The sequence below is a fragment of the Flavobacterium sp. HJSW_4 genome (assembly GCF_042436695.1).
GTDB lineage: Bacteria > Bacteroidota > Bacteroidia > Flavobacteriales > Flavobacteriaceae > Flavobacterium.
In genome coordinates, this window is the sequence record NZ_JBHNPP010000006.1 from 163,284 (window position 1) to 189,209 (window position 25,926).

At 30.8% G+C, this 25,926-nt stretch carries 28 protein-coding genes; all 28 read left to right on the plus strand.

Annotated features, from left to right (window positions below; genetic code table 11):
- Nucleotides 1-209: 209 nt before the first annotated feature.
- The 28 genes from ACE01P_RS07930 to ACE01P_RS08065 all read left to right on the plus strand — a co-directional run bounded on the left by ACE01P_RS07930 (nt 210) and on the right by ACE01P_RS08065 (nt 25,922).
- On the plus strand, nt 210-851 hold the full coding sequence (locus ACE01P_RS07930; protein ID WP_379695998.1) for a C40 family peptidase: 642 nt from the start codon (nt 210-212) through the stop codon (nt 849-851).
- Entirely contained in the window at nt 835-1,779 is a 945-nt protein-coding gene (locus ACE01P_RS07935) for a type VI secretion system baseplate subunit TssG (protein WP_379696000.1), read from the plus strand. Before ACE01P_RS07930 ends, ACE01P_RS07935 begins: the two co-directional genes overlap by 17 nt.
- A gap of 2 nt (nt 1,780-1,781) precedes the next feature.
- Nucleotides 1,782-2,750 (plus strand): TssN family type VI secretion system protein, encoded by a 969-nt coding sequence (locus tag ACE01P_RS07940; protein ID WP_379696002.1) that lies wholly within the window; start codon nt 1,782-1,784, stop codon nt 2,748-2,750.
- 15 nt (nt 2,751-2,765) lie between these two features.
- The gene (locus ACE01P_RS07945) at nt 2,766-3,833 is read left to right on the plus strand and encodes a peptidoglycan-binding protein LysM (RefSeq protein ID WP_379696004.1); all 1,068 of its coding nucleotides are present in this window, start codon (nt 2,766-2,768) and stop codon (nt 3,831-3,833) included.
- Between the two features lie 57 nt (nt 3,834-3,890).
- Nucleotides 3,891-4,379: a DUF4280 domain-containing protein gene (locus ACE01P_RS07950; protein ID WP_379696006.1), complete on the plus strand. Its 489-nt coding sequence runs from the start codon at nt 3,891-3,893 to the stop codon at nt 4,377-4,379.
- A 17-nt stretch (nt 4,380-4,396) separates the two neighbouring features.
- Nucleotides 4,397-6,583, plus strand: coding sequence for a hypothetical protein (locus ACE01P_RS07955; protein WP_379696008.1), 2,187 nt, complete (start codon nt 4,397-4,399; stop codon nt 6,581-6,583).
- Between the two features lie 8 nt (nt 6,584-6,591).
- Nucleotides 6,592-7,575 (plus strand): ankyrin repeat domain-containing protein, encoded by a 984-nt coding sequence (locus ACE01P_RS07960; RefSeq protein ID WP_379696010.1) that lies wholly within the window; start codon nt 6,592-6,594, stop codon nt 7,573-7,575.
- A gap of 33 nt (nt 7,576-7,608) precedes the next feature.
- Nucleotides 7,609-8,643: a hypothetical protein gene (locus ACE01P_RS07965; RefSeq protein ID WP_379696012.1), complete on the plus strand. Its 1,035-nt coding sequence runs from the start codon at nt 7,609-7,611 to the stop codon at nt 8,641-8,643.
- A gap of 210 nt (nt 8,644-8,853) precedes the next feature.
- Nucleotides 8,854-9,834 carry a hypothetical protein gene (locus tag ACE01P_RS07970; protein ID WP_379696014.1) on the plus strand — a complete coding sequence of 327 codons (981 nt, stop codon included), beginning with the start codon at nt 8,854-8,856 and terminating at the stop codon, nt 9,832-9,834.
- A gap of 141 nt (nt 9,835-9,975) precedes the next feature.
- Complete coding sequence (locus ACE01P_RS07975) at nt 9,976-10,863, plus strand: hypothetical protein (RefSeq protein ID WP_379696016.1); 888 nt, start codon at nt 9,976-9,978, stop codon at nt 10,861-10,863.
- Nucleotides 10,864-10,984: 121 nt separating this feature from the next.
- Nucleotides 10,985-11,785 (plus strand): hypothetical protein, encoded by an 801-nt coding sequence (locus tag ACE01P_RS07980; RefSeq protein ID WP_379696018.1) that lies wholly within the window; start codon nt 10,985-10,987, stop codon nt 11,783-11,785.
- A 235-nt stretch (nt 11,786-12,020) separates the two neighbouring features.
- Nucleotides 12,021-13,190, plus strand: coding sequence for a hypothetical protein (locus tag ACE01P_RS07985; protein ID WP_379696020.1), 1,170 nt, complete (start codon nt 12,021-12,023; stop codon nt 13,188-13,190).
- Nucleotides 13,191-13,213: 23 nt separating this feature from the next.
- Nucleotides 13,214-13,726 carry a type VI secretion system TssO gene (gene tssO, locus ACE01P_RS07990; RefSeq protein WP_379696022.1) on the plus strand — a complete coding sequence of 171 codons (513 nt, stop codon included), beginning with the start codon at nt 13,214-13,216 and terminating at the stop codon, nt 13,724-13,726.
- A gap of 55 nt (nt 13,727-13,781) precedes the next feature.
- Nucleotides 13,782-14,231, plus strand: coding sequence for a hypothetical protein (locus ACE01P_RS07995; protein ID WP_379696024.1), 450 nt, complete (start codon nt 13,782-13,784; stop codon nt 14,229-14,231).
- A gap of 21 nt (nt 14,232-14,252) precedes the next feature.
- Nucleotides 14,253-15,623: a DUF5458 family protein gene (locus ACE01P_RS08000; RefSeq protein WP_379696026.1), complete on the plus strand. Its 1,371-nt coding sequence runs from the start codon at nt 14,253-14,255 to the stop codon at nt 15,621-15,623.
- A gap of 98 nt (nt 15,624-15,721) precedes the next feature.
- Nucleotides 15,722-16,249: a hypothetical protein gene (locus ACE01P_RS08005; RefSeq protein WP_379696028.1), complete on the plus strand. Its 528-nt coding sequence runs from the start codon at nt 15,722-15,724 to the stop codon at nt 16,247-16,249.
- Between the two features lie 58 nt (nt 16,250-16,307).
- Entirely contained in the window at nt 16,308-17,021 is a 714-nt protein-coding gene (locus tag ACE01P_RS08010) for a hypothetical protein (RefSeq protein WP_379696030.1), read from the plus strand.
- 11 nt (nt 17,022-17,032) lie between these two features.
- Nucleotides 17,033-17,464, plus strand: a complete 432-nt coding sequence (locus ACE01P_RS08015) for a GPW/gp25 family protein (protein WP_379696032.1) — start codon at nt 17,033-17,035, stop codon at nt 17,462-17,464.
- 182 nt (nt 17,465-17,646) lie between these two features.
- Nucleotides 17,647-18,033 carry a type VI secretion system tube protein TssD gene (gene tssD, locus ACE01P_RS08020; protein WP_379696034.1) on the plus strand — a complete coding sequence of 129 codons (387 nt, stop codon included), beginning with the start codon at nt 17,647-17,649 and terminating at the stop codon, nt 18,031-18,033.
- A 146-nt stretch (nt 18,034-18,179) separates the two neighbouring features.
- Nucleotides 18,180-18,575 (plus strand): type VI secretion system tube protein TssD, encoded by a 396-nt coding sequence (gene tssD, locus ACE01P_RS08025; RefSeq protein ID WP_379696036.1) that lies wholly within the window; start codon nt 18,180-18,182, stop codon nt 18,573-18,575.
- 38 nt (nt 18,576-18,613) lie between these two features.
- Nucleotides 18,614-20,416, plus strand: a complete 1,803-nt coding sequence (locus tag ACE01P_RS08030) for a type VI secretion system Vgr family protein (RefSeq protein WP_379696038.1) — start codon at nt 18,614-18,616, stop codon at nt 20,414-20,416.
- Between the two features lie 3 nt (nt 20,417-20,419).
- Nucleotides 20,420-21,691 (plus strand): hypothetical protein, encoded by a 1,272-nt coding sequence (locus ACE01P_RS08035; protein ID WP_379696040.1) that lies wholly within the window; start codon nt 20,420-20,422, stop codon nt 21,689-21,691.
- 6 nt (nt 21,692-21,697) lie between these two features.
- Entirely contained in the window at nt 21,698-22,153 is a 456-nt protein-coding gene (locus tag ACE01P_RS08040) for a hypothetical protein (protein ID WP_379696042.1), read from the plus strand.
- A gap of 247 nt (nt 22,154-22,400) precedes the next feature.
- Nucleotides 22,401-22,571, plus strand: coding sequence for a hypothetical protein (locus ACE01P_RS08045; protein WP_379696044.1), 171 nt, complete (start codon nt 22,401-22,403; stop codon nt 22,569-22,571).
- Between the two features lie 88 nt (nt 22,572-22,659).
- Nucleotides 22,660-23,082 (plus strand): hypothetical protein, encoded by a 423-nt coding sequence (locus ACE01P_RS08050; protein WP_379696046.1) that lies wholly within the window; start codon nt 22,660-22,662, stop codon nt 23,080-23,082.
- A 159-nt stretch (nt 23,083-23,241) separates the two neighbouring features.
- A complete protein-coding gene (locus tag ACE01P_RS08055; protein WP_379696048.1) occupies nt 23,242-24,738 on the plus strand; it encodes a hypothetical protein in 1,497 nt (498 codons plus the stop codon).
- A gap of 2 nt (nt 24,739-24,740) precedes the next feature.
- Complete coding sequence (locus tag ACE01P_RS08060) at nt 24,741-25,316, plus strand: hypothetical protein (protein ID WP_379696050.1); 576 nt, start codon at nt 24,741-24,743, stop codon at nt 25,314-25,316.
- A 15-nt stretch (nt 25,317-25,331) separates the two neighbouring features.
- Nucleotides 25,332-25,922 (plus strand): CHAP domain-containing protein, encoded by a 591-nt coding sequence (locus ACE01P_RS08065; RefSeq protein WP_379696052.1) that lies wholly within the window; start codon nt 25,332-25,334, stop codon nt 25,920-25,922.
- The last annotated feature ends 4 nt before the right edge of the window (nt 25,923-25,926 follow it).

Here is a 25,926-nt window from a genome sequence, read left to right on the forward strand (position 1 = left end):
TTTGTTAGGTTTGTACGCACCTCGTTTGGAAATGTAAATAAATTCATAATAAACGAGTTATGCTCAAAAATGAGAATTTTCTCAAGCTTAAAAAAAGAAAAATGAGGAGAAAGTTTGTTTTTTGATGTTGCTAAAATTTAAAAAAAAGACCCATTTTGGGAAAAAATTAATTTTTTATTATTTAAAAAGAGTACTAATTGTTATTTTTTATGAGGCAGATTGTTATAATGATTCTTATGATGCATTTATTTACAGAATGCCATGCTCAAAAATATATTTCTCAGATTCCTTTCAAATACGATTATTCTTTGGATTTGTTAAAGAAGCAGTCTCAGATGAAAGAAACAGGTTTAAAGAACAAAACTGTTGTCAATGATAATTCAGAGAATTTAAGCGACGAAGTACTTGCTCTCAAAGAAAAATATTCTATTATTCTGGCTGTAATGCCAAATAAAATAACCAACTACAAATTATATTCATACATAGATCCGTGGCTTAACACACCGTATAAAGAGAAAAGTTTCTCCAAAAAAGGAATTGATTGTTCATATTTCTTGCAGTCTCTATACAGTGATGTTTATAAAGTTACCCTTCCTAAAGATCCTGCTGGAATGTGGAAATCTAAATCAATCCAGATTTTTACAGGAAGAAGTTTTCTTGCAGAAGGCGATCTGGTTTTCTTTAGATACGACAAAGATCATCCAATATCTGATGTTGGCTTGTATCTGCATAATGACCGAATTCTGGCTTGCACAGATAAAGGTTTGGCAATATATAATTTCAATGATGAATACTTTCAGTTACGATATATAGGCGCAGGACGAATCAACGAAGATGGAAAGAAAAAGTAAAAAAAGTCTTGAGGATCTTGCATACGAAATAGAAAGTATTTCCTATGATATAAGAGCAGAAGTTATTGCTAATGAACTTCTTGAAAATAAAGCTGTGGCGCAAGATGAAATCACGATTTCTAACCATGGGCAGTTTTCACGAGCGTACAGAAGCGATATTCTTGGAGCTGGAATTCAAGATGATAATTACGACAAGCAGGAATATCTTAATATAAGACTTTCGAGAGATAGTATGTATGATGCTCTTCCTGAGGGTTTTGTTCATAGTTTGACTGAAAATAACGCTGATAAATCTGTAAAACAGATGATTAGGGAGCATAAACACCAGAAAAAGCAAGAAGCGGAAGCACGTGTGTTTTTTACTCCTTTTGAAAATGAGATTTTTCATTATCGTACAAAGATTGAAAGCGTTGAAAGAAATTTTTTATATCAGCTGAACGGAACTAAGCCATTAGATTTTTTCTATGATTTTTGGGGACTATCACACATTTACCCAGAAATTTTAGTTTCAAAGTTTATTCAGCTTTTGCCATACGCTTATAAAATAGTGGGAGATATAGATCTAGCTTGTCATTGTTTGTCGAGTATTATTGAAGAAAAAGTTACTTATACAATAACAACTTCAAAGGAATACAGTGAAGAGACAGAACAGATTAAGTTAGGTGAAAACAGATTAGGAGTTGATTTTATTACTGGAAAAAATTACATGGATTATTCTATGAATTTGACCATAAAAATAGGGCCAATAGTTAATAAACCCTATCAGCATTATCTTAAAAACGGTGACATAAAAATATTTATAGATTGTTTTTGCGAACATTTTTTTCCAATGGAAGTAGAAGTAAAAACAGTTTTATTGATTAATGAAGAAACGGAAGAGTTTAATTTTAGTAAAGAACCTGTGTTAGGGTACACAACACGAATTTAGTAATGGTAAAAAAGCATTTATTAGCCCTTATTGACATTAGGCTTATCGTATTTTTAGTAGTGATTATAGCAGTAAGTTTTATACTTACAATGGTATTCAGAGATAAAATAAAAGAATTTGCTGTACAGTATAAAAGAAAATTTTACATCTATGTTTTTTCATTTGTATTGATATATGCCCTTGTTGGTTTTTTAGGGTATAACAAATTATTTACAGAGTTATCAGACGAATTTCGATTCTATCAAATAGCCTCGCTTTTATTTGGAATCCTTAATGTTTACCTCTATAGATGGTACTTTAACGAATTCAATAAAAAAGGATCTGTTGGCATAGAATTGTTGTTTTCTTTATTGGTAACACTTTATTCAAGTGTACTCTTTGTAATTATTTACACAGCATTAAACGGAATCGCATTAACTTTTTTAATGTGCTCTCATTTCTTGGTATTTATTGTGCCACCAGGAGTTTATGCAGTATTTAATTATATGATGCAAATTCCTCCTAAAGAGTATGTTACTTGGAAAATACCAGAAAGAAAAAATCCTTTTCCTGAAATAGAAAACGTTCAAATGAAGGATTTATTGTTGATAACATTATTAATTCAGAAAAAAGAAAGTGACACAAAATATACCTCGATAAGATCAAAAGGTCCAGTTAGAATTGATTTTGGCGCTCTTTTTTATCATACTGTTAAAGGATACAACGAACATAATGCTGACAGTAAAATTGATTTAAAGCATAATGGAGAAAACTGTAATTGGGTATTCTTTTTACAGCCTAAATGGTACCAGACTGCAAAATATGTAGACGCAAAATATACTTTAGGGATGAATGGTATTACTGAAAACTCAGTAATTATCTGTAAAAGACAAAAGGTAAGAGAAGTTGCTCAAACCAAAAAAGAAGAGAAAGATCAAGGTTTTATGTTTGAACCTAAGGTTGAAAAGAAAGAAAAAGAGGTTGAAGCTTAATGTTGCTGAGATAATATGTATTACGAAGACAAACCTGAAGAATCGCCATACAATAAGTTCCGTACTTATAAGATCCAAAAAGGAGACACACTTATAAGTGTAGCTCAAGATCTTGGCGTAGAGGCTGACGAGCTTAGATGGTATCATAATATGTATTGTGAGATTCCAGATTTAATAGAAGCAGATTTCAAAAGCTATTCTAAGTTTTTGATTCTGGCACCAGAAAAATATATTGAAGAACGAAAAGAAAAAGAAGAGAAAAAGGCTCAAAAAGTAAGCTTAGCGAGTAATCATATATTGCCTTTTGTTGCAGACAGAATTAATAAAGATTATAAAGTTCAATATGCAACTGTCTTTGGAGATCAAGTTGATACTTTAGAAATGGAAGCTAGCGTAAAATGGCTAGCAACGGATAAAAATAGTTTTCATCTGTTTGAGATAAATAGAGATGCTATTAAGGTAAACAATGAAGTGCCAGATACTATGATGGATGAATTGGCTGCAAAAACTGCGGAAGTGCTGTATCCATTAAAAATTGTGGTTGATGACACGGGAAAATGGATTGCTGTTTACAATTTTGATGAAATTGAAAATCGTTGGAAAGATACTAAGGAGGCGATTCTAGATTATTATGAAGGAGAGGTTGTCGAAAATTATATTGAGCATACAGATTATGCATTAGAAAGTTCAGATTCATTATTTAAGCTTTTGGCTTCAGATTATTTTTTAAGAACTTTTTTTAACGGAATTCATGTTGGTTATACAGCCAATTTTTCATTCAAGAATGAGGTTTTCTTTCCATTAGAAAAAGATGAAGAATCCAAGTTTGAAGTGGAGCAGAAGATTAATCCTCTTTTGGATGAATCTAATCTTATAAAGGTGGAGCAAATAGGTCATTTTGTAGATGACGGAACTGAAGCAAGTTTTGGATTTGATCCTTGGGAAGGAAATTATAAAGCTTCTTATTTTTTAGATGAAGATACTTATTGTATTGAAAAAGTGAATTTAGAATGCAATATAGAGTATGATGAAGCAATAAAAGTGATTATACAAATTGAATCTATTAAAAAAGAAGAGAACTAGATTTCAAAAATAGAACGGAGTAGTAAAGAGATTGTAGTATTCAAAAATGATAAGGCAATGAGTGAGAAACATATAGTAGTTCAAGGAGCTACGCTAAAATGTAAATTTAGTGTAGAACCTAAAACAGATGTATTAAAAGTAAAATCGCAGGAGAAGCATTATGCTAATGATAAAGATGCTGAAAAAAAACTCATTGCTACCGACAAAGAAATTGGACAGACATTAGAAAAAAACACATTTGGCAAATGTAAAATGCAACCTAACGGAAGTGGTGATTATTTGCCATGTCAGGCTACAATTACAAAGTGGAGCGCCTTTTATGAAAAAGTAACATTAAGTAATCAAGGGAAGATTTTAGTAGAAGATAGTAAAGGAACCTGTCCTATTGGAGGTCCAGATTGTATAGAAGTGGATAAACATGGCCAGAAAGCAGAACCAGGAAAACAAAATGCCAAGAACGCCAAACCGCAAGTAAGCAATCAGTTGAATCCTTTGGTAGATATGGGGCAATTTCAAGCAAGTTTGGATGATAACGATGTTATTTGATAATTAATATATAGAATATGTCAAATTTTAAAATAATTGGAACACCAAATCCAGAGATAGGAAAAGAAGTAATTTATAAAATAGGTACTTCAAATTTACCAGTAGGTGTATTGCCTGGGCAAACAAATCCTTTTGGAAGCAACCCTTTTATGGAAGAGGTTAAATGGTCTATATATATATTAGAATCTGGAAAATGGATTCTAAAAGAAAAAAATAACAAAACAGGACCTACAGCCAACTATACTTTTACCGAAATAAGTTTAAAAAGAAGAGGAATTCGTATAGTTGCTCGTCTAGGTGAAGAAAAAGCGACACTAGATATTAAACCTCATGATACTATTGAGCGTAAAATAGTAAAAGTAGAACTGTGTGATGCATTAGGAAATTTACAGACTAAACCTTTTGGTTACAGCCAAACGGTATTAGCAAAAGTGCATTGTTTAAATCTTGACAATTGTACTGTGCATGTTACTTTATGGGAAGATGATGCTCCAGGTAAAGGACATAATGAAATAAATAAAAGCAATAAAGCAATAACAAAAACAGAACGAGTATCTAATGGTATTGCTGAAGTTAAGTTTAGACTTGCACCAGATTTTGCAAAAATAGCAGATGCAAAACTTGCTGCAGGAGATAAAAGTGAAGGTAAAACACATGAATATTATGTTACTGCAGAGGTTTTTAGACAGGAAACCAAAAGCAGTAACAACATTAATGTAATTAATCCTAACGATAATAAAACGGCAGCTAACAAAGCTTTACCAGCGCCAGTTTCTCAGCAGAAACCAGCACCAAAATCTACTGCACCTGCTGCTAAAAAAGGACCATCCAAAAAAGAAGAAAAGAAAGTAAATGAAACTTCAAGTGGTTCATTATTTGATTGGGGGGAATCTCTGCTTAAAGCCGTGCCTGATATATTGCCAAGCCCAAGTGAAATGCTAAATAGTGTTGTGAAACTTTTTACACCTGATGGAAAAGATGATGAAAAAGAAACTTGTAGTTGTAAAGAGTATGATTTGATTTGGGGAAGTAAAGTTAGTTGTGATTTCAGACATAAAGTAGTTGAAATTGCAAAAAACCTTGGTTTACCTCAAGAAAAATACGAAGGAGCAAATTGGTTAATGGCTGTAATGGCACTCGAAACCATTAATAAATTTAGTGCTAAAATAGGCACTTTTAAAGGTAGTCAACATGAGAGTCACAAATACAAATATGTTGGTTTAATTCAATTTGGTAAAGCAGCAGCTAGTAGTGTTGGGACAACAAGAACTCATTTAATGTCTCTTTCTCCAGAAAAACAATTGTTTTATGTTCAAAAGTATTTCGAACAAAAACAGTTCAAGAATTTGTTAAAGAGCAAGGTGGCACTTTATTTAGCAGTTAATTATCCTGAAGCAACAAAACATGCCTCTGAAAAACAATATGTTGTTTATGATAGTTCCACAAGCGCCTATGATAATAATCCTTTATTTAAAAGAGAAAAAGACGAATTTTGGATTGATAGAAATGGTAAACGTTGTTATTATGAAGGAAGAGAAGGAGCTTCTCATATTTGGGAATTTGATGAAGCAATAACTGAAGTTTATAATGAAGGTAAAAAATACAAAGAAAAAGAATTTAATTGTAATGGAACAAAATCTCAAAAAGAGAATAACAATAAAAGCAAGATTGTATTTTTTGATTCTGGATTGACAGAGGAAAGAAAAAAAGTTGTCAGCGAATTTACTATAAAATTGTTAGAAAAAGCAGCAACCAATTCTTCAAATGATGAAGTAATCATCACTAGTACAATAAGGTCAACTAGAAAACAAGCTGAAATTATGTATGAAAATGAAAACAATGGAAAACATATTAGATATGCAAGTGCGGGGAGAGAAGTTGTTAAAGTATTTAATGATGGAAAAAAAGATGATAAATCGAAAGAATCTATTATTACCCTTATGGACGATAAGATAAAAGAACTTGCGAAAAACGATTCTAGAGTATCGAGACATTGCGTACCAATTGAAGTTTATAATAAAAATAATATTATCGATATATCTTTTACCAGAGGAGTTAAAAATCCAAGAGATTTAATTAGAGAATTGATTAAAGATGATGCGGTAACGAAAATTATTCATCCTTTAAATAATGTTACAGCAAACCCTAAAATAAGTTATGATTCAAATGAGCCCGCTATTCACGTAGAAATTAAAATAACATAAAATCAAAAATGAAAACGAAATACATTGTAATGTTGTTGGTTACTATTTCATTACTAACATCATGTAAAGATAGTCACAGCGCAGATACTATAATATCCACAGATAATAATGTGGCAAGTGAACAAGATTCCAAGAACAGCGACATTAATGCTTACATTGAAAATGTTGATGGTTTTGAGTATACCAAATTAGGATTGAATTGTAAAAATAACAATCTTAAAAAAGTTGAAGATTTAATCTCTAATGGGGCAGATATTCGTATAGCAAAAAAAAATGATATATATGAATATGATGCTTTGTATGTAGCAATTGAAAATAAGAATTTAAAAATTGTCAAATTATTATTAAATAAAAAATCTGAGATTAATCAAGTTTATGACGAGGAAGGTTTAACTCCCTTAGTTTTAGCTTGTAAATTAAATGATATTGAAACTGTCAAAGAGTTATTAAGAAACGGTGCTGATGTTAATGGGGTAAAACTTGCAGAAACAGATTATTCATTGACACCTCTTCTCGTTGCTACAGAAAATGGAAATTTAAATTTAGTTAAATTATTGTTGGATGGTGGAGCTGATAAAAATTTGACAGATCGAAGGGGTAATTCCTTAAAAGATGTTGCTTCTAAAAAAGGTGAAGAATGGAAAAAAATATTTGAAAGTGATGATGTTTCTCTAGACAAGTCTTTCATAGGAAGCTACCATTTTGAAGCAGTTAACAGGGATAATGCAAAAACTAGCTTCGATATTAACATTAAATCAATTGATAATATAGCAATAAATATCAATGATGATGGTAGTAAGGAAAACTACTTAAATGTGAGAGGGGAAAAAATAAGTGATAATAAAATTAAGGTAGTATACAATAAGACATATGAAGATGAAATGGGTATAATATTTTTAGAAAAGAGAGGCGATTATTTTTATATTTCTGGAAACCCTATATATTTTATTAATCCTGGAAATAAGGAATACGAGATTAAAAAAAATAAATAATAAAAATCAAATTATAAAAGGTTCCTTGACATATTGAAAAGAAAAGCCCCAGCTAGCAAGAGTTTTTTGCTTTTGTTAGCTGAGGGAATTAAAACAAAAATTATGATTCGAAACATTAATGGTTTTTTGCTTTTATTTTTAGTTAGTTTTTTTATTAGTTGTAAAAAAAACGAAACTTTAAACGAAACTTCTGAAAAGAAAAAAAGTACAGTAGAAAATATTGGTAGTAAAGAAAATTCACAATACAAAACTTGGTTTTTTTCTTCTCAAAATAATAATAGTACATATAAAGATATTCGAATTTCTATTAGTAAGGATTCTATTAAAGTTAGTAATGGGGATAAACTAATTTGTAGTGGAGAAATATTACAAAGAAAAAGCACATTTGCCGAATATTTTAAAAGTGTAAAAAATGGTGATCTGAATAAAGAGCAGCTTGCAAAAGATTATAATTTTAATTTCAGAAATGATATAATTGAGATAGCTAATATTTACGGTGATCTTGCAGATAAAGGATGCCTATTCCCATTTAATAATATGTTTATTGTGGATAATCATTTGTTTTTTTATGATAAAGGCTATTACTGTTTCACTCCAAATGAAGATCGTAAGAATGTGTCTGAAACAATTAATATTGATATTAAAACAACGAATATACAATTGCCTTATAATGAGAAAATTGACATTAAAAAAGTATCATATAAGGAAATGGAAATAAGTAAAGTTAGAGGGCTTGAGGATTTTTCTTGTGATGGTAAAACATTGAGATTTATTGTTTTGCCTCAATTTAAAAGTGTTAATCTTATAATGGTTCCTCTCGATTGTGGAGATAATTCATACAGATTTTTCTTATTGACGATAAAAGATAATAGTGTTGTTTCAAACTTATATGTTGAAGGTGAATTATATGATCCTGAAAATCCTGAAAATGTAGAATTGACCAATTTTAGTATTGACAGAAATTATATCATTCAAGTGAAAACAATAGAGCAGGTAAAAGGAAAAGTTAAATCAGAGACGGTGATTGATTACAAAATAAATGAATTAGGAAAAATATTAAAAAATTAAATTATAAATGTTTTAAGCTCCTTGACATATTGAAAAGAAAAGCCCCAGCTAGCAAGAGTTTTTTGCTTTTGTTAGCTGAGGGAATTTTAAAATAAAAAATCATGAAAATTTTACAAATGCTATTTGTAACTGTTTTTTATTGTAAAGCTTTAGTGTATACAATTCTCAAGCAAAAGAAATGAAATTAGAAGTTAATGAATCAATAAAAAAATGAAAATAAATAAAAATCTGGTATTGGGTGCCTTAGCGATCTTAATTATAGGATGCAGAGAGAATACTTCAAAACAAGATTCTAGGAATTTGAAGAATACTCTTAAGGTTGACAACTCTAAAATTCCATCTGCCACAGAGGAAACAAAGAATACCATGAATAAGTCTTTTGTTATAAGTTGTGGATCAGGATGTGCGATGACTTATACAGCAGAAAGTATTCAGTCAGATGCTCCTACAATAAAAGTCAAGTTCAAGGTTGAGATGTATTTAAATGAAAAAGTATCTGACACATATTATGAAGTTTATATTTTTAAATATGATACTTCAAATAATATAATAAAAATACAACCTGAAGGCAAAAATGAAAATGTTTTAGAGAATCTTTTGCCCGATGCACAAGAATCTTTTAAAAAATTCAGTATTGATTTAATTAAGGATAAACATTTAGAGATAAAGTCTTCCGATACATGTATTGAAGAAAGTAAAATAAAATTACGATATGATTCTGTAAGAATAAGTAAAAAGGTAAAGGAAATTGATTCTTGGAATTTTAGTCCGACCCCAACGGAAAAACTGAAAATAGTTTTATATGATCCAATTATTTCTAATGAAGAAGAGGGTTATTTTAATTATGGTTTTTTAGTCATAGCTGGAGGACAATATAAAGTTGAGACACAAAATATAGTAAGACTATCTAAAAAGAACTCTCCATATTCTGCATTTGAAAAGATAGTCTTTAAAAATAATTTTTTTACAATAGAGCAACACGGGAACAATAGCGATTATTCTACGTATGAATATTTAACCTTTAAATATGAAAATAAAGTATTTTATCTTCATCAATATAGTATTGAGTATACAAGTAAAAATAATCCTGACGAGAATATTCCAAGTAAAAAATGGTTTAAAAAAGATTTTGGTATTGTAAAACTAGAAAATGTTAGCCCAACATTTTTAGAAAATCTACAAAGTAAGTAATCTTGAAAGAGATTATAGGCTAAAAGTTTAAATCAAATATTGATATATAACAAGGTTTCTTGACATATTGAAAAGAAAAGCCACAGCTAGCAAAAGCACAATTTTTTTGTTAGCTGAGGGAATTTATAATACACAAACACAATGAAAAAAATATTTATAATAATATCGCTGATTTTAATAAGCTGTAAAGATTCCAAATTAGAAAAGTCAAATAACTCGTTCGGGAATACATCAACTGAGAATGTGAAAAACACATGTGAGGTTATTATTTACCAAATTGTTAAATCAAGTAAATTAGATTTAAGAGGACAAAAAGACTTCTTAACTAAAATAGATAGGATTGAAGGCGATAATATAACTATTCAGGTGTACATCGAAAATAATGTATCTGAAAAACCAAAGGTTAAGCAAATAGTTGAAAGCACAATCGCTAGGTTGGTATTAAATGTTAATGATAGTAAATTATACAATACAAGTGCAGACCCAGATAATCCAATCAAAGTAGAGTTCGATATAAATATCTTATCAAAAAATGATATTTTTAGTTTATGCCAAATAGAAAAAAAAGAAGTTAAAAAAGATCTTTCTAATGAAAAAATTAAATATTCAAATTTGCCTATAGAATTTGATGAATATTATAAGGCATGTGTAAATCCCTATGATAGTATAAAATGCAATAATAATTATCCAAAATATTTTTTTAGAGAAGAAGATGCAATTGCTAAGATCTTTGGTAATAATTTTCACCCAAGTGATTATATGTATCTCCCAAAAATTAAAGATTACCAACCTATGATTTTATGTAACACTGATTCAGATATAGAATCGTATGATTTAGTAGTTCTTAGTGGTAATAAAGTAATTTCTTCTTTAGAAATTGGATTAATGGATGGAGAATCTATTACCCAGTTTAATATTTCAAAAGATTATATAATCAGTTTATACAAAAGGAAAAACACAACTGAAAAGAAAGTGTTTTTTAAGTCTTATGTTATTGATGATAAAGGTTCAATAATCGATAAGAAATAATTATACAATAAAAGGTTATGAGTTTTTAAATGAAGCATAGATTCCTTGACTTATTGAAAAAGCCCAATTAGCAAAAAAACGGAATGTTTTTGTTAGAGGAGATATAATAAAATAGAATAATATGAAAAAAATAGTTTTTGGTCTATCACTATTAAGTGTATTGTTATCGTGTAACTCTCAGGATAGTAAAGAAGATTATAAAGGTACATGGGTGGAGGTACAAAAAAGAGGTAATGAATTTTTGATAATTGATTGCGGATATAAAGGAGAAGATATAAAAATCATCAATGATTCAATCTTTGAAAATGGTATAATGGAAAGTACGAAAGAAAAGATTGATCACACAAAAGAAGATGAAACTGGAGTATCATTGTTTATAGACAAAACGGAAAAATCATATTATAAATTTTTATTTGTAGATAAAGAAAAAGGTCTCGCCAAATGCGAAATTAAATATAATGATTTGCCAATTATTGTTCGATATTATGTGAATGAGCTTAGTGCTGACAAAATAAAAAAAATAAAAGACACAAATGATGATTGTATCTCTAGCGATGACGTAGGTGATTCTGTCAATGATTCAATTACTCTTACCGATGGAAATGTCCTGTTAGTAGAGGATGATAATTGCATATCATTACAAGACAAAAAAGAGAATTTAATCTTTGAAAGATGTTTTGATAATTGTAATGTGAAAATTAATCATATCAAAACCAAAGGTTTGCCATTAACGATCATAAGTGGACAGAATTCAATTGATGTAGAATTTTATAAAAAGGGGGAAGATTGGGTCTCTAACTCAGTTACATATTTTAAAAGTCTACCGACTGGAGAAGAAAAAAACACTAAACAAATTGAAGTATCTCTTAAAGAGTTCAATTTTGATAGCGTTATTGAACAGTTTGGAGATAATGAAAAATAGATGATTTAAGTAACTTTTAATTAAGTATCCGATACAACTTTATACTTTTTTAAAACTAAAATATAAATCCAAGAGCAAAGTTTAAAATTAGAATCAGTGCGCGCAATTGGATCTATTTAACCCGAAAAGCCTTGTTATTATTGATCGTGATAAGATTTTATGATAGCAAAAACTAACTAGAAACTAAAGACAGAGAAAACAAAACATTCTCATTTCAAATAAAAAACATAGAATTATGATAGAAAAATTAAGTCATTTTCCCGTAAACTGGATTGATGGGATGAAGATAAATAAGAGTCATTTTTTATCTATTCAGGATAACGTTTCTGAACTGGTAAATGATGCGATTGGTATTCATACCACACCTATAAGTTATGGATTGTTGGATTCAGGAAACCAAAATAAAGAAACTACAAAAATTACTTTAGGTATCGATAATCACAAACTGCTTCGCGTTCGTGTAGAGGAGTGCCACGCTATCACGCCAAACGGTTCAAGAATCGAAATCAGTAAAAGCAATACCGATACATTAGATCTTCAGGTTCCATATCCGGAAGATACTTATGAAATTAAAGACGGAGAACAATTGGTTTTATTAGCCTGTATATCGGTTAATTCTAAGAAGAGGATTCCTTTTGGAGAACCGGATCCAGATGAGGTTCCGCCAAGATATCCGTACACACAACCAGAATACAAATTGCATTTAATTAAAGCTGAAGAATTCCGCTCAGGAATTGGTTATGGAGGTTTTTATCTGGCAATTGGTAAAGTGCTTATTGGAGACACAACAGTTTTGGATGAAGATTATATTCCGCCATCCGTAACAGTGGCTTGTCATCCTAAGTTGGTTGACATGCAGGCACAGATTGCCCGTTCGTTTGGTCAGATTGAAATTTATGCCGTTCAGATTTCTCAAAAAATTAATCGAGCACAGCAAACAGGAGTTTTGTCGCAAACCGTAATGCAGTTAGCAGACAATACAGGATATTTTTTAGGAAACACACTAACACAATTTCGCTGGTTTTCGCTGCACCAACATCCAGCTTCAATGTTAGGGACAGTAGTGTCGTTTGCTAGAGTGATGAAGAATTTCATCGATTCAAAATCGGGAGCAGGAAAAGAAGAGTTGTTGAATTATTTTGCCGAGTGGTGTGATATTTCGCAAGGAGATTTGGAGATCATGTTTACCACGCTTATTAATGCAGGTTACGATCACGTACACATCGATAAAACAGCTTCATTGGTAATGAATGCTTTGGCAAGAATAGAGAAATTATTCGAAACATTAAACAAACTGGATTACATCGGTAAGAAGAAAGAAAACATCGAATTGTTTGTGGCTGAAACAGATAAAAAAGATATTGTTCATAACCCAAAACGTCACGGTTTCTTTATCAAAGATTAAAAAGTAAAATAGTAATATAAATTATGGAAGTATTAAATAAACAAGAACGCCAGAAAGCTTTTATCGCTTTTTTAATTGCCTTTATCCTAACTTTTTGCGTTATGCTGCTTGCAGTTTCGTTCAACTTTTACATGCCGGTAGCAGAAAATAAAATGCTGAAAGCAGAGAATGAAATGATGAAAAGAGAATATGATTATCAAACTAATTTTTCTGTTAAAATTGACAGTATTAGAATGACAGTCGATTCGATCAATTCGCCAAAAGTAGACAATGATTTTCAGCAGCGTCTGGCAAATGTTATGATTGCAAATATTTATCAGAAAGTGCCAAAAGATACTACTGAGAATAAAAAATTATATAACAATGTTATTCTGGCCTACAAGAATATTATTGATTACAAGAAACAAATCAGAAGTCTTACGCATAACTCTCATTTAATAGACAGTTTGAACCAATCGGCTAAAACTTATAAGGAAGAATTAGAAAAAGTAAGCAGGGATTTAGATGTATGCCGTCAGGTTTATCAAAATCAATAATTAAGAACAAGAATAAAGAAATTAAATAAACTAATCATTTAAAAAATTTGAAATTATGTTGTCAAACTATGGAATTGGAGGTAATGAAGTAAAAATAGATGCAGATGAAGCGATCACTGCAATCCCTCAAAACAGAACACTTGTTGCTCAAAAATTAACAGTAGATGCTCCTGTAAAACCAGAATTGGTTGAAGGAATTACAAGTATCGAAAAGGCATTTGAACACTTCAAACCAGAAGTAAAAGTAAATTTTGAAACTGCTGACGGTGCAACTAAAGTTGAAGCTTTAAACTTTAAAAATTTAGGAGATTTTGGTATAAAAGGAATCACTACACAAAGCAATTTTTTATCTGATCTTGAGACAGAAAAGGATCAATATCAAAAAATTATCCGTCAGTTAAAATCAAATAAGATTTTGAAAGCGGCTTTAGAAGACGGAGAGGCAAAACAAGCTTTGTTAGAAAGTCTTGGAGCATTGATCAATGAGTTAAAAGAGAACAAATAAGAATCGTAAAATATTTTAGATATGTCAAATAAAGAAGCATATAAAGGAGATCTTGATACAGCGGTATTAGAACCTAAAGCAATTAAAGGAATTTCAATTGAAAAAAATGTTGAAAAACTAGCTAAATACGGTGGTTTTGATTTGCTAGAAATGGCAATTGAAGGAGTTCAAAATCTTAATCCAGAAAGAAAAGCTAGAAGAAAAATCTTTTTAGGAGAAGTAAACAAAGCAAAAGAAAGAGAAACACTTTTAAAAACATTAGAGCTTTGGACTTCAGTTTTAAGCGGTAACGAAGCTTTGACTGACATGGTGGCACAAAGTGAGGACAAATGCAAAGAATCTGAAATTTTATTGCAAAAAAACCTTGCGAAAGCTGTTGAAGATACAAGAGAAATTGAAGCTGCTTACAGAACTTTAGCTTTATTCTACAAGAACACAGAATCTGATAAAGTAAAAAATGTTACGATTGTAAATGCTGAACTTGATCAGTTAAAAGATCTTGATAATACACGTTTCATTGATGCAATTCACTCAGAATTAGTTGATAACTACGATCGTTTAGACCTTAAAAATAACTACGGTATTTTGGTAATTCCAGGATATTTAGGTTCTAATAAAGTAATTGAAAAATGGGCAAAAATCGCGCATGAAAATAAAGTTATGTTGGTTACAGATTTCGAACATTTAGATGAACCGGATGATGTAATGGAAATGTTTGACGCTGCTTCTTTAACAGGAGGGGATGTTTACCGTTCTAACGTAATCATGACTTGCAACTGGCTTGTTGGACGTGGTAGATTTGATCAAATCGGAGAAAACGAAGATTTACACGTTGCGCCTTCTGCTGCATTAGCAGGAAAAATTTACAAAACATTAATGTCTCAAGTTACTGCAGGTAAGAAATTTGGAGGAATTAATGAAGTAGACGGAGTGAAATTTGATCTTAAGAAAAGCGAAATCGCAAATCTTGAGAACTTAGGTTTAGTTCCAATGGTTAATGAGTACGGAAAAGTTATGGCTTTTTCTGCTAAAACATTATTCAGCGGAGATAACTTAGGTTTACAGACTTACTCTGTGGTTCGTGTTTTTGATTATGTGACTAAAGTATTAATGGATTTCCTTAATCGTCGTGCTTTCGAAAATTTTACAGCTAAAACGCGTAAAGAGATTATGAATCAGATTGTTGCTTTCCTTGACGGAATCACTGGTCCAGATAAATTAATCGAGAATTTTGAAATCCGCAGATTCGAACAAGATCCAATTCAAAAAGACAGAATCTATATGGATATCCACATGAAACCATATTTCCCAGCTAAAAACTTCCTTATCAAAATGGATGGACACAAAGGAGATGATGGAACAGAATGGGATACAGATTACGAGCAAAAATAATTGTACAGTAAATAAAAAAAAGGAAACACATAAAATTGTGTTTCCTTTTTCAACAAATCATTGATCTTTTGAATGATCAAACCAAATAATTCAAATTCATGAACGTACTTAAAATTTTACTTTTAGTCGGTTTGTTTTCAATAACAAATTCGATTAAAGCACAAAAAGTAAAACAAATTGATACTTTAAGTTGCCCTATTACGCAAAACGATTTATTGCTTTCAGGAAAGTTATTTGCAAGTGCGACACCAATTTTACTTCGTGTTTACAACGAAGATTATGAATACGCTGTTTTTCAATTAGGAAAAAGAAGAGGAAGTATTTATTTATATTTTAAAATATTCACAGATAATGTCTGTGTAAAACAAGAACAGCCGTTGGAACTCTATTTTAAAAATGGAGAAATGTATATTCTTAAAAATACCTTCAAGGTAAACTGTGACGGAACGGCAGCGCTTGAACTCTCACGAAGAGACATTAAAAAATTAATGTCAAACAGTATCAATACAATAAAATTTTTCACGCTTAAAAGAGACTATGAATTTAGTCCTACAGAAACTGATAATCAAAACATAAGGTTTTATCTGCACTGTTTAAAACTCTATAAAGTGAGAAAGAAAAAATAAAATTGGATTGAAAGAACCTGAAATAAAAAACAAATATAATCTCTAAAAAAATCAAGATATGCCATTTCCGGAATTGAACCTTTCATTGGGACTTACAGATAACGACGGTTCTGTTTTCTATGCAGGAAGCGGAGAAGGAAAAGTGATTGTTAGAACAGATTCTGCTTTAAAAAAGCATAGTATCAATATTACAATTTCAGAACAAGAGGTTGGTTCAGTTTATTTGAATACAAATTTAAAGGGGACTGAAATTCCTGCTGAAATTGAAGTTCCTGTTTATCAAATGATCGTTACAGATGATAAAACAAACGAAAGAGAAATATACAAAGTTACTCGTGATACTTTTTTCTATAAACAGCAGGCAAAGAAAAAAGGATTATGGAGTTTTTTGGGTTTGAAATTCTTAGCGCCAAATAATTTTCTTTTTGAAAATATTCCTTTCGAGCCTTTAAAAGAAGAAATGGAAACGTATGATATTTCTAGATATAGAAAATTAAATGAAGATAAACTTACTTATACTTTTCAAAAAGGAGAACAAAATATTCAGCTTTTTGCAGGTGATATTAATGAATTAAAAGTAGAGAAGGGAATAAGCTACTTTGTGATTGTTGATGAGAAAAAAGGGCAGAGGTTTATTGGTGATATATTATACAGAGAAAAATTTCTAAAACTGACCCCTTCGGTTAAACTGCATATTATTAAGCGTAAGCAGGTTTCTAAAGAAATGGAAACAGATAAAAAAGGCCGAGCTAATAAGTTGATTTATATTTAAGAAACAAAAATATGAAAGGAGCATTTTACAAACTTCCAATAGATTTTAATAGTGTAATGCAAAAAAAGGAGTTAGAAAAAACTTCGATTGAGCATTCTATTGCGCAGCAGATCATTTTACTGGCAACCACCACATTTGGCGAGTGTAAGTTTGACGAAACTTTTGGATCAAAAATCTGGGAAATCGATTTTGATTTGCTGATGAATGAAAATACATTAAAAGAGATCATTTCAAAAACAATGAAACAGTCTCTAACTTTTCATGAAAAGAGAATAAAAGTAAACGAGCTTAAGGTGGAATTATCGGAGACGATGTATTTTGTTGATGATGTGAGCAGGGCAAAAAAGAAAGTTGATATCATAATTGAAGCAACAATTAAAAGTACTAATCGAGATTTTGACTTTAGAGGATACTTTTTTGTTGGACCGCTCTCTTATAAATAGCTTTTTTTAGTAATATTTTTATTTCAATAAGCTAAAAATTCATGTTTTTACATTTTTAAATACTTGATAATTTGATATTTATATATTGTAAATAAAGTTTTATTAAAAAAGTTATTATAATAGGATTTTATTTATATATTTACAGCATAAATAAATAAATTAATAATTAAAAATTTTTCATTATGTCGTTTTTAACATCATTAACAGTAGCAGGAAAAGATTACAAAGTATTAAACGTTAGTTATGATCTAGCTCAAGAAACAGATGCTTCTGGGCGTCCATCTACGGTAACTCGTGGAGGAAGAATCATGATTGAGGTTGAATCAACTGGAAGTACTGAATTATTCGAGTGGATGACCAATAATTTCGAAAGAAAAGACGGGACAGTAAAATTCATCAAACGTGATTCAAATGCTACTTTAAAAGAGCTAAAGTTTACAGAAGCTTACATGGTTAAGTACAAAGAAAACTTTGATCATAACAGTGAAAATCCATTAACTGAAACTTTTATGATTTCTGCTCGTAAAATTTCGATGGGTGGAGGAGAATTTGATAATGCTTGGGTATAATCCTTTGGACTTTATCAATCTTAATTAACAAAGGGAAGTCCGTTAACAGGACTTCCTTTTTTGTTTTCTATTTTGAAATATCTGGTTTTTATTCGGAAAACTGGAGTTTCACACTTCCTAAATTAATCATCTAAACAAATCTACAAATGAGTTTTTTATCTAAATTACATATAGACGGCGAAGAATATAATGTTCTTGAATTTAATATTGGTTTTAAACAAGAAATTGACACAACAAGCAAACCTACAGGAAACGCTAAAGGCGGAGTTATAAAAATGGTAATTGAAGCAAGTCAGAACAGTCATTTTTTGGCTTGGATGTTAAATGGCGATTTAACCAAAGACGGCAAAATTGTTTTTTATAGAAGAGATGCATTAAGTAAAATGAAAGAACTTTCGTTTACTAAAGCATTTTGTGTTGGTTACGATGAGCAATTTACAAGCACTACCGAAATCCCAATGAGAATTACTATGGAATTAGTGGCAAAAGAACTGACTTTTGGAGATGCTAAATTTTCAAATAATTGGATTGCTTTAGATTAATTGTTTACAACCCAAATTAAAAACAAGGACGCATAATTATGGCACATTTTTCAGAACAAGTACATATAAGTATAGGAGGTTTTACCCAAAACGTTGTTTATTATGATTTAAAGCTATCTCAAAAAATGGCCGATCATCATCATTTTTCGTTTGTTTGGCAATATACAGGTAAAGCAGTAATTAATCCAGCAGATCAGGCAAAAGCACTTAGAACCTATCTTGGTGATGAGGTGATTTTTACTTTTAAAAGTCTTACTGGAATTAGATTAATGAGTAAAGGAATCATTACTGAACTTTCTTCTATTGATCTTGATGGAAGCCCGGCTGGACTGCACGTTTCTGGTGTAAGCCACAGTATTGTAATTGATGATATGAAAAAGTCAAGGACATTTAAAGATCGCAGTATGGATGATGTTGTATTGGGAATTCTTGCTGAAGGGCCAGGTGAATTTTATCAAAGAGATTCTATAAAATCGACTTATTTAAAAGAATTTAGTAATCTTTTGCAATACAACGAAACTAGCTTTGAATTTTTAAAGAGAATTGCTACCCGTTATGGGCAATGGTTTTATTTTGACGGAATGCGTATGCAGTTCGGACAAACAAAAAATAGCCAAACCAAGCTTATTAATGGAGCTTCACTGCATAGCTTTAAGATACAAGCTAATATGAGCTCGCATAAAATTTCGCTGAATGGTTATGATTATAAAAACGTAGCGACGTTTCGCGATTCTGCTGCTAAAACTTCATCTGGAAGTAAAGACAGTTTTGCTGCTATTGTAGGTTACAATCAGGGAACTGTAGCAAATTCTGATTTGAATAATGGAACTTATACTGCAAATGCGACAAGTAAAGAAGAATTAGAGGAGATGATAAAATTGGAAACTGCGGGTAGTGATGCCAACAGTGTGTATTACAGCGGTATTTCTTATTTTCCTATTGGTCTTGGACAGGTATTTACAATAGTAAACCAAACCGTAGCGCATGAATTAATTGCTATCGAAGTTGTACACCAATCTCAGGTTCACGGAAATTATTCTTGTGAGTTTAAAGCAATTCCTGCAGATGTAGCGGCTCCGCATTATACAGATGTATTTGTTTACGGAAAAGCAGAAACACAACCTGCACAGGTAAAAGACAATAACGACCCTGAAGGATTAGGACGTGTAAGAGTAGAGTTTTACGGTGCAAGCGGTACAGCAGTTACAGATTGGATAAGAATGGTACAGCCATATTCTGGTTCAGGAAAAGGATTTTATTTTGTTCCTGAAATCGGAGAAGAAGTTTTAATTGGCTTTGAAGGTAATAATGTTCAAAATCCGTACGTAATTGGTGCGCAATATAACGGACAAGATTCAAGCGGTTATGCAGATGCACAGAATAATGTAAAAGCTATTCATACTAGAAGCGGACACGTTATAAAATTTACTGAGGAAGAAAGCATAATAATTGCTGATAAAAACGGTAACGAAATAAGAATGGACACTGTTGGCGGTAATATTAGTATTACTGCAAACAATACGATAGATCTTAATGCACAAAACATCAATTTTAATGCTTCTCAAAATATTAGTGTGAGTGCTGGAATGAATATTTCTGAAAGTGCTGGGGCAGATATATCGCAAAATGCGATTGGAATGATTTCTAATAATGCAGGAGAAGATTATCTATTGATGGCTAAAAATATTACTAAAGTAGCCAGTGAAAATTATTCTGCAGATGCAAAAGATATTTTAAGAAACGCCTCAGGAAAGATTGAAGCGATTTCAGTAGAAGAGCACGTTCAGAATAGTAAAGGAAAAGTAGAAAATCTTTCAGGTGAAAAATCTCTGAATGCATAGCATATGGGAAAAATTAATATAATAGCTAAGAATTTTTCCGAAAATGCAACTGGGAGTATTAGAGAAGATGCGGCTCAAATCAGAAATTATTCTGAAAAACAAATAGTTCAAAACGGTGAAAATGGGGTTAACTATGATAAAAGTAAAGATAGAAAACCGCCAACGGATATTCGTATCACAAAAGTTGAAGGGCCTTTTGATGCAAATGGAAAATTGGTAGAGAAAATCGCTTTAGGAACTTCTTATGTTTTCAAAGCGACACCTACCAGAAAACCTACTGTTACAGAACTTAAATTGCTAAAATGGGCTATAAAATTAGATAATAATGAAAAAGAGGTTATCCTTGGTACAGCAAATTATAACAAATTAGAAGGAAATAAAATTATCCTACCTCTTAAATTAAATCGTGATTTTGATAAGGCGAAAATTTATGCTTTTTATCAGAAATCTGATGATGCAGTTAGTGTGGGATTAAGGTTCAAAAATAATATGAATCATGGAGGTGCTTTTGTTTTTATAATTGCTGATGAGTTACTTCCTTCTGGAAAAATAGTTAGAAAAGTCGTTGTTCCAAGGCCTGATAAAATCATTGAGTTTGTTAATGGTAATATGTATGAGAAATTTGGTATGACTCCACCAAATATGAAATCAAATATTACTATAGGAGAGCATGCTGCAGGATTAAATCAAAGTAGATTTTTATCAGGAAGTACATTGCCAAAGGGAGCACCTAATATTAACGGAACTCCTCAATATATTGATATTAAAAAAGCTATAGAAGCAGGGTGTGAAATTCATTCTACCGAAGATATAGTTGCTGACTTAAAAAGATTACAAAATGAAGCACCTACTCCTCAAGCAAAAGCTAGGTTGGAAAAGGTGATTAATGCTGTACAAAATGTTGAGGGAGAAACTTTAATAGAAGGACATGTCCCAGCTAATGCCATTAAGTCTCCAGTTTCGATGAAAATAACAAAGGGATTGAGGATAGTTAATATAATTGGCATTGTTATAACGGCATATGAGTTGGAAAAAGCAAGTGAGAAATCATTCAAACAAAATTCTATTAAACCTATTGCTGCGGAAACTATTCGCCAAGTTGGTGGATGGGGAGGAGCTATTGCTGGGGCTAAAATCGGAGCAGCTACAGGTGTGGCAATAGGAATTGAGACAGGGCCAGGAGCTCTAATTAGTGGAGCCATTGGTAGTATTTTCTTTGGGACAGCAGGATATTTTGGAGCAGATTGGATTGCAGATTATATTGATGAAAATTAAAATAGAATGTTTAAATTATTTTATAAATACAATAAGGGATTTTATCTAAATGCAGAGACGTATGATGATTTTTTAAAATCAAATCATGCTATTAATATTGAGAATTTGAAGCTTTATTTTATTGACAAGATAAAGATGTCTAATAAATTTAAATTGAAGCTCAATAGAATAAATGAAAAGTTATATTATATAGAGTTTTTTATAGACGATAAAATGACAAAAGATCTCTTGACAGATTTTTTTAGTCCCAAAAAAGAGTTATTGCCTCCTTGGGTTGTTTTTCCAGATATTTTTGATGGTAGTCCTAGATGGAATCAAGGTATTGAGGAAGATTACTCAATAAAATATTGGATTCCTTATTGGAAAACATTGGACACGTTGTCTAAAGATAAATATTTAGAAAAATACAACTGTAATATTGAATGGAAAGAGTGGCTTTCAAGTAATGAAAATCATTTTTAAATAATCTATTTGAGGTATATCCCTCATTGGCGCGAGCATCTCGCTCGTGATATTTGTTAAGAATAGTTTAAATTGAGCGCAACGAGCGAGATGCTTGGACAACTATTCCAAGTTATCAACTACAATACATTTTTTTAGTTCAATATACCACCCTCTTATGTCAGATCTGAAATATTTTAAATTTAAGAGATAGGGAAAATATTATGCTGTAGTAGATTGGGTAACTAATGAGCATACCATAAAAGGCGTGAAAAAATCTGGTATTTCAATCGAACAAAATGCAGGATGGTCAGGAGTGAATGGCTGGACAAATAGTACAGATGTTTTTAAAAGAATAGCGGATTTGAAAAATGTAAAAACTTTTGAAGCAATAGGTGAATATGACAAAAAAGTATATTCAGGCAAACAACAAATTTAAGCTGCTAATAAAACCTTGTTTTATAAAATAGGCAATGAATATCTTACTTTTAACTGTTCTCCAATTATTAAAATAAAATAAATTCAGAATGAGGAATAAACTTAAAATATTACTTGTTTTTTTATCTCTACTTGTAATAGGATTTCTTTTTTATGCTAATCTGATGACTTATGGGAATCAAAGAGAACCAAAACAAGAACTATCTAAAGAATTAAAAAAAATTGAAGATATTTTAATTAAAGAGACCGAAGGAGGAAGTTATACCTATATAGAATTAATTTCAAGTCATAAACTTGAAAATTGTCAAAATTTAAAAATTTCGCAGAGAGTCAAATTGAATATTTGTAGCGAAAGCATTGAAACACAAGAAAAAATTCTAAATTATTCTCATACAGTTTATACTCGATTAGAAAAAATATTACCATATAAAGAATGTATAGATAGTATCATTATTAATGCATACAGTCTAAAATATGATAAAATATTTAAATTTTCTTACAAAACAAAATAAAGCACCACGTGTTATGTATGCAAACATTGTCAATATTTGGTGATCTCCTGCTGACGTTAGCGTCCCGCTTGTGATATTTTGTTAAGAATAATTCAAATTGAGCGTATGAGCGAGATGCTCACATCAGTGCAATAGAAAAATCTTTTAAATGTATAATTTATGGGGAAAATAACGATATTGGCCAACAATTTTTCAGATAATGCATCGGGGAGTATTAGAGACGATGCAGCTGAAATAGTAAATCAGTCTTCAAATAAAATCGTTCAAAACGGAGAAAAGGGAGTGAACTACGATAAAAATACTGATAGGAAACCTCCAACAGACATTCGTATAAAAAAACTTGAAGGCCCATTTGATGATAAAGGTAAATTAGTTGAGAAAATTAATTTAGGAACATCTTACGTTTTTAAAGCTACACCTAGTAGAAAACCAACAAAAACAGAGCTTACACTATTAAAGTGGGCTGTAAAATTAGATGAAAATTCGAAGGAGATTATTCTTGGTACGGCATCTCTTCATAAACTGGAAGGAGAAAAAATAATAATTTCCTTTAAATTCAATCAAAGTTTTAAAAAAGCAAAAATGTATGCTTTTTACCAAAAAGCAGATGATTCAGCAAGTGTTGATCTACAATTAGCAGCGAAACCATTGCAACATATTATTGTAATTGGAACTCAAAATCACAGAAGTGATGGTATGCCGGTATTGTTTAAGGATGTTGGGCCAGGTAGTAAAATGATGTTTGCTCTTCAGGCTATTAGAAGAATAAAAATGAACAAGGATATTCGATTTTCTGTATTAATGTGTAAAGACGGTTATAAGCCAAAACAATTAAAAGCAGTTAAAGATGCCGTTATAAATTTATATAGAGGAGAGTTTTTTGAAGTCGAGAGCGCTCAGGAAATAATCAATTATATCAATACTGGAGACAAAACTAAAAAGGATAAAATTTCGACAGAAAGAAAAAATTACAAAGTAAGACAACTTTTATTTTACGGTCATGGATTAGTTGGTCAAATTGCTTTAGGAATGGGACTATATAATGATACTTCAGACTATTCTTTTGGAGAAGAAGAAGTTTTAAAATTAAACAAAGATGCTTTTGATAGGGATTCACATATTTATAGTTTCGCATGTAGGACAGGATTAGGAAATCCAGATATAGATGAATCAGTTTATAAAAAACAACTCAGTAAATCAACCCCATTAGGAGTATCTACAACAGGAATTCCTATATCTCATGATGAGTTTGAAACTGTTCAAATGCCATTGTATTCTGCGCAAAGTATTGCACAAAAAATTTCTAATCAGACAAAAGCAATTGTTTATGCTTATTTGAGAAGAAGCGATTATGAAGAAACCCTCTTTACAAAAGATGAATTATGTTTTTCTGACTATATGAAAATACGTGAAGGGGATAAAAACATAAAACCTAACAAAGTAAGATGTGGTGATATATATGCTCATTTGTTGAATGCTAAGTATAAATTAACAGCAGAAGAAATAAAAAGATGGAATGATTGGAAAGACATAGAATCGAATATGGAAAAAGTTGATGGCGCACTTTTTGATCCAGACGGGGCAAGACACAATGTTAAAGCTGCACCATCGCCAGACGGAGTACCACCTGAAATGCAAACTTTTAAGCCAATGTAAACATGAAAAAAGCAATTGTTTTAATTATTATTATCATTTTTGGGTACTTTTTGCTCAACGAGTACTATCTTAAAAATATGTCATGCAGAACAGAAAATGGTACTTATGAAATTTGGGGAAATACACCTGTTCAAATAAATGATAAAATTAAAAATGAGGATTGTGAGTGTATCAGCGAAACATTGATAAAGGAAAAGTTACCACTTGCATTAACTAATAATCAAATAGAAAGTATAAAAAAAGAACTTCCTGAATGGGCAGTTAAAAATGTAAAAGGTTTTACAGAAAACGAAAGGGTAAATCTGTCAGATCAATTTAAGAAACTTACAAATGAAGAGTTTCTGGAAAAATTAGAGTATGAATATACCTTTGTAGATTCTAGTTATCTGACTTGCTTTGTGCCTGTTTATACTTTTACATTTGGATCAACTAAAGCGTATATGCCAAACTATCAGTGTGTGTATGATAATTACAAAAAAGCTAAAAAGAATAACAATTCATTGAAAATAAAAACACCAAATTATCCAGTTATAGAATCTAAATCTTGGGCAGCAAATCTTGGTGATAAGGCCATTTAATTATTGATCTAGAACATGAAGAAAATAATTATAATCTCCATTAGTGTATTAATTTTAATATATGCTGTTGTAGTCATTATAAAAAAAGTCAACTGGAATTCGAATCATTTTATTGGTGAAAAAATTGATAGTCTAAACGGTGTAAATGTATATTACAATGGAGGTGTAGGTAACTCGACAGGTAGAAATCTGACTGATGATGGCTATAATTTGGGAATGAAATACCAATGCGTGGAGTTTATTAAAAGATATTATTATCAATATCTAAAACATAAAATGCCTGATTCGTATGGAAATGCTGTCGATTTTTATGATAAAATGGTTGAGGATGGAAAAGTGAATGAAAAAAGAAACTTAATTCAATTTTCAAATCCAAGTAAAGAAAAACCAAAAGAAAATGACATTATAATTTATAATAAATCATTGTTTAATCCTTATGGTCACGTTGCAATTATTTCTAAGGTTGAAGAAAATTCCATCGAAATAATTCAACAAAATCCAGGACCATTTGCGAGTTCGAGAGAGCACATAAAACTTCAGAATTTAAATAACCAATGGTTCTTAGACAATAATCGGATTCTTGGAAGATTAGCAAAGAAAAATTAGTAAA

Bases quoted from the DNA above. Each gene is read 5' to 3' on its own strand.
- ACE01P_RS07930 (WP_379695998.1), top strand. From the start codon at position 210: ATGAGGCAGATTGTTATAATGATTCTTATGATGCATTTATTTACAGAA.
- ACE01P_RS08055 (WP_379696048.1), top strand. From the start codon at position 23,242: ATGGGGAAAATAACGATATTGGCCAACAATTTTTCAGATAATGCATCG.
- ACE01P_RS07945 (WP_379696004.1), top strand. From the start codon at position 2,766: ATGTATTACGAAGACAAACCTGAAGAATCGCCATACAATAAGTTCCGT.
- ACE01P_RS07980 (WP_379696018.1), top strand. From the start codon at position 10,985: ATGAAAAAAATAGTTTTTGGTCTATCACTATTAAGTGTATTGTTATCG.
- ACE01P_RS08005 (WP_379696028.1), top strand. From the start codon at position 15,722: ATGAACGTACTTAAAATTTTACTTTTAGTCGGTTTGTTTTCAATAACA.
- ACE01P_RS08030 (WP_379696038.1), top strand. From the start codon at position 18,614: ATGGCACATTTTTCAGAACAAGTACATATAAGTATAGGAGGTTTTACC.
- ACE01P_RS08050 (WP_379696046.1), top strand. From the start codon at position 22,660: ATGAGGAATAAACTTAAAATATTACTTGTTTTTTTATCTCTACTTGTA.
- ACE01P_RS07985 (WP_379696020.1), top strand. From the start codon at position 12,021: ATGATAGAAAAATTAAGTCATTTTCCCGTAAACTGGATTGATGGGATG.
- ACE01P_RS07960 (WP_379696010.1), top strand. From the start codon at position 6,592: ATGAAAACGAAATACATTGTAATGTTGTTGGTTACTATTTCATTACTA.
- ACE01P_RS07955 (WP_379696008.1), top strand. From the start codon at position 4,397: ATGTCAAATTTTAAAATAATTGGAACACCAAATCCAGAGATAGGAAAA.
- ACE01P_RS07975 (WP_379696016.1), top strand. From the start codon at position 9,976: ATGAAAAAAATATTTATAATAATATCGCTGATTTTAATAAGCTGTAAA.
- ACE01P_RS08010 (WP_379696030.1), top strand. From the start codon at position 16,308: ATGCCATTTCCGGAATTGAACCTTTCATTGGGACTTACAGATAACGAC.
- ACE01P_RS08035 (WP_379696040.1), top strand. From the start codon at position 20,420: ATGGGAAAAATTAATATAATAGCTAAGAATTTTTCCGAAAATGCAACT.
- ACE01P_RS07970 (WP_379696014.1), top strand. From the start codon at position 8,854: ATGAAAATAAATAAAAATCTGGTATTGGGTGCCTTAGCGATCTTAATT.
- ACE01P_RS08015 (WP_379696032.1), top strand. From the start codon at position 17,033: ATGAAAGGAGCATTTTACAAACTTCCAATAGATTTTAATAGTGTAATG.
- ACE01P_RS08060 (WP_379696050.1), top strand. From the start codon at position 24,741: ATGAAAAAAGCAATTGTTTTAATTATTATTATCATTTTTGGGTACTTT.
- ACE01P_RS07940 (WP_379696002.1), top strand. From the start codon at position 1,782: ATGGTAAAAAAGCATTTATTAGCCCTTATTGACATTAGGCTTATCGTA.
- tssO (WP_379696022.1), top strand. From the start codon at position 13,214: ATGGAAGTATTAAATAAACAAGAACGCCAGAAAGCTTTTATCGCTTTT.
- ACE01P_RS07950 (WP_379696006.1), top strand. From the start codon at position 3,891: ATGAGTGAGAAACATATAGTAGTTCAAGGAGCTACGCTAAAATGTAAA.
- ACE01P_RS07935 (WP_379696000.1), top strand. From the start codon at position 835: ATGGAAAGAAAAAGTAAAAAAAGTCTTGAGGATCTTGCATACGAAATA.
- ACE01P_RS08000 (WP_379696026.1), top strand. From the start codon at position 14,253: ATGTCAAATAAAGAAGCATATAAAGGAGATCTTGATACAGCGGTATTA.
- ACE01P_RS08065 (WP_379696052.1), top strand. From the start codon at position 25,332: ATGAAGAAAATAATTATAATCTCCATTAGTGTATTAATTTTAATATAT.
- ACE01P_RS07995 (WP_379696024.1), top strand. From the start codon at position 13,782: ATGTTGTCAAACTATGGAATTGGAGGTAATGAAGTAAAAATAGATGCA.
- tssD (WP_379696036.1), top strand. From the start codon at position 18,180: ATGAGTTTTTTATCTAAATTACATATAGACGGCGAAGAATATAATGTT.
- tssD (WP_379696034.1), top strand. From the start codon at position 17,647: ATGTCGTTTTTAACATCATTAACAGTAGCAGGAAAAGATTACAAAGTA.
- ACE01P_RS08040 (WP_379696042.1), top strand. From the start codon at position 21,698: ATGTTTAAATTATTTTATAAATACAATAAGGGATTTTATCTAAATGCA.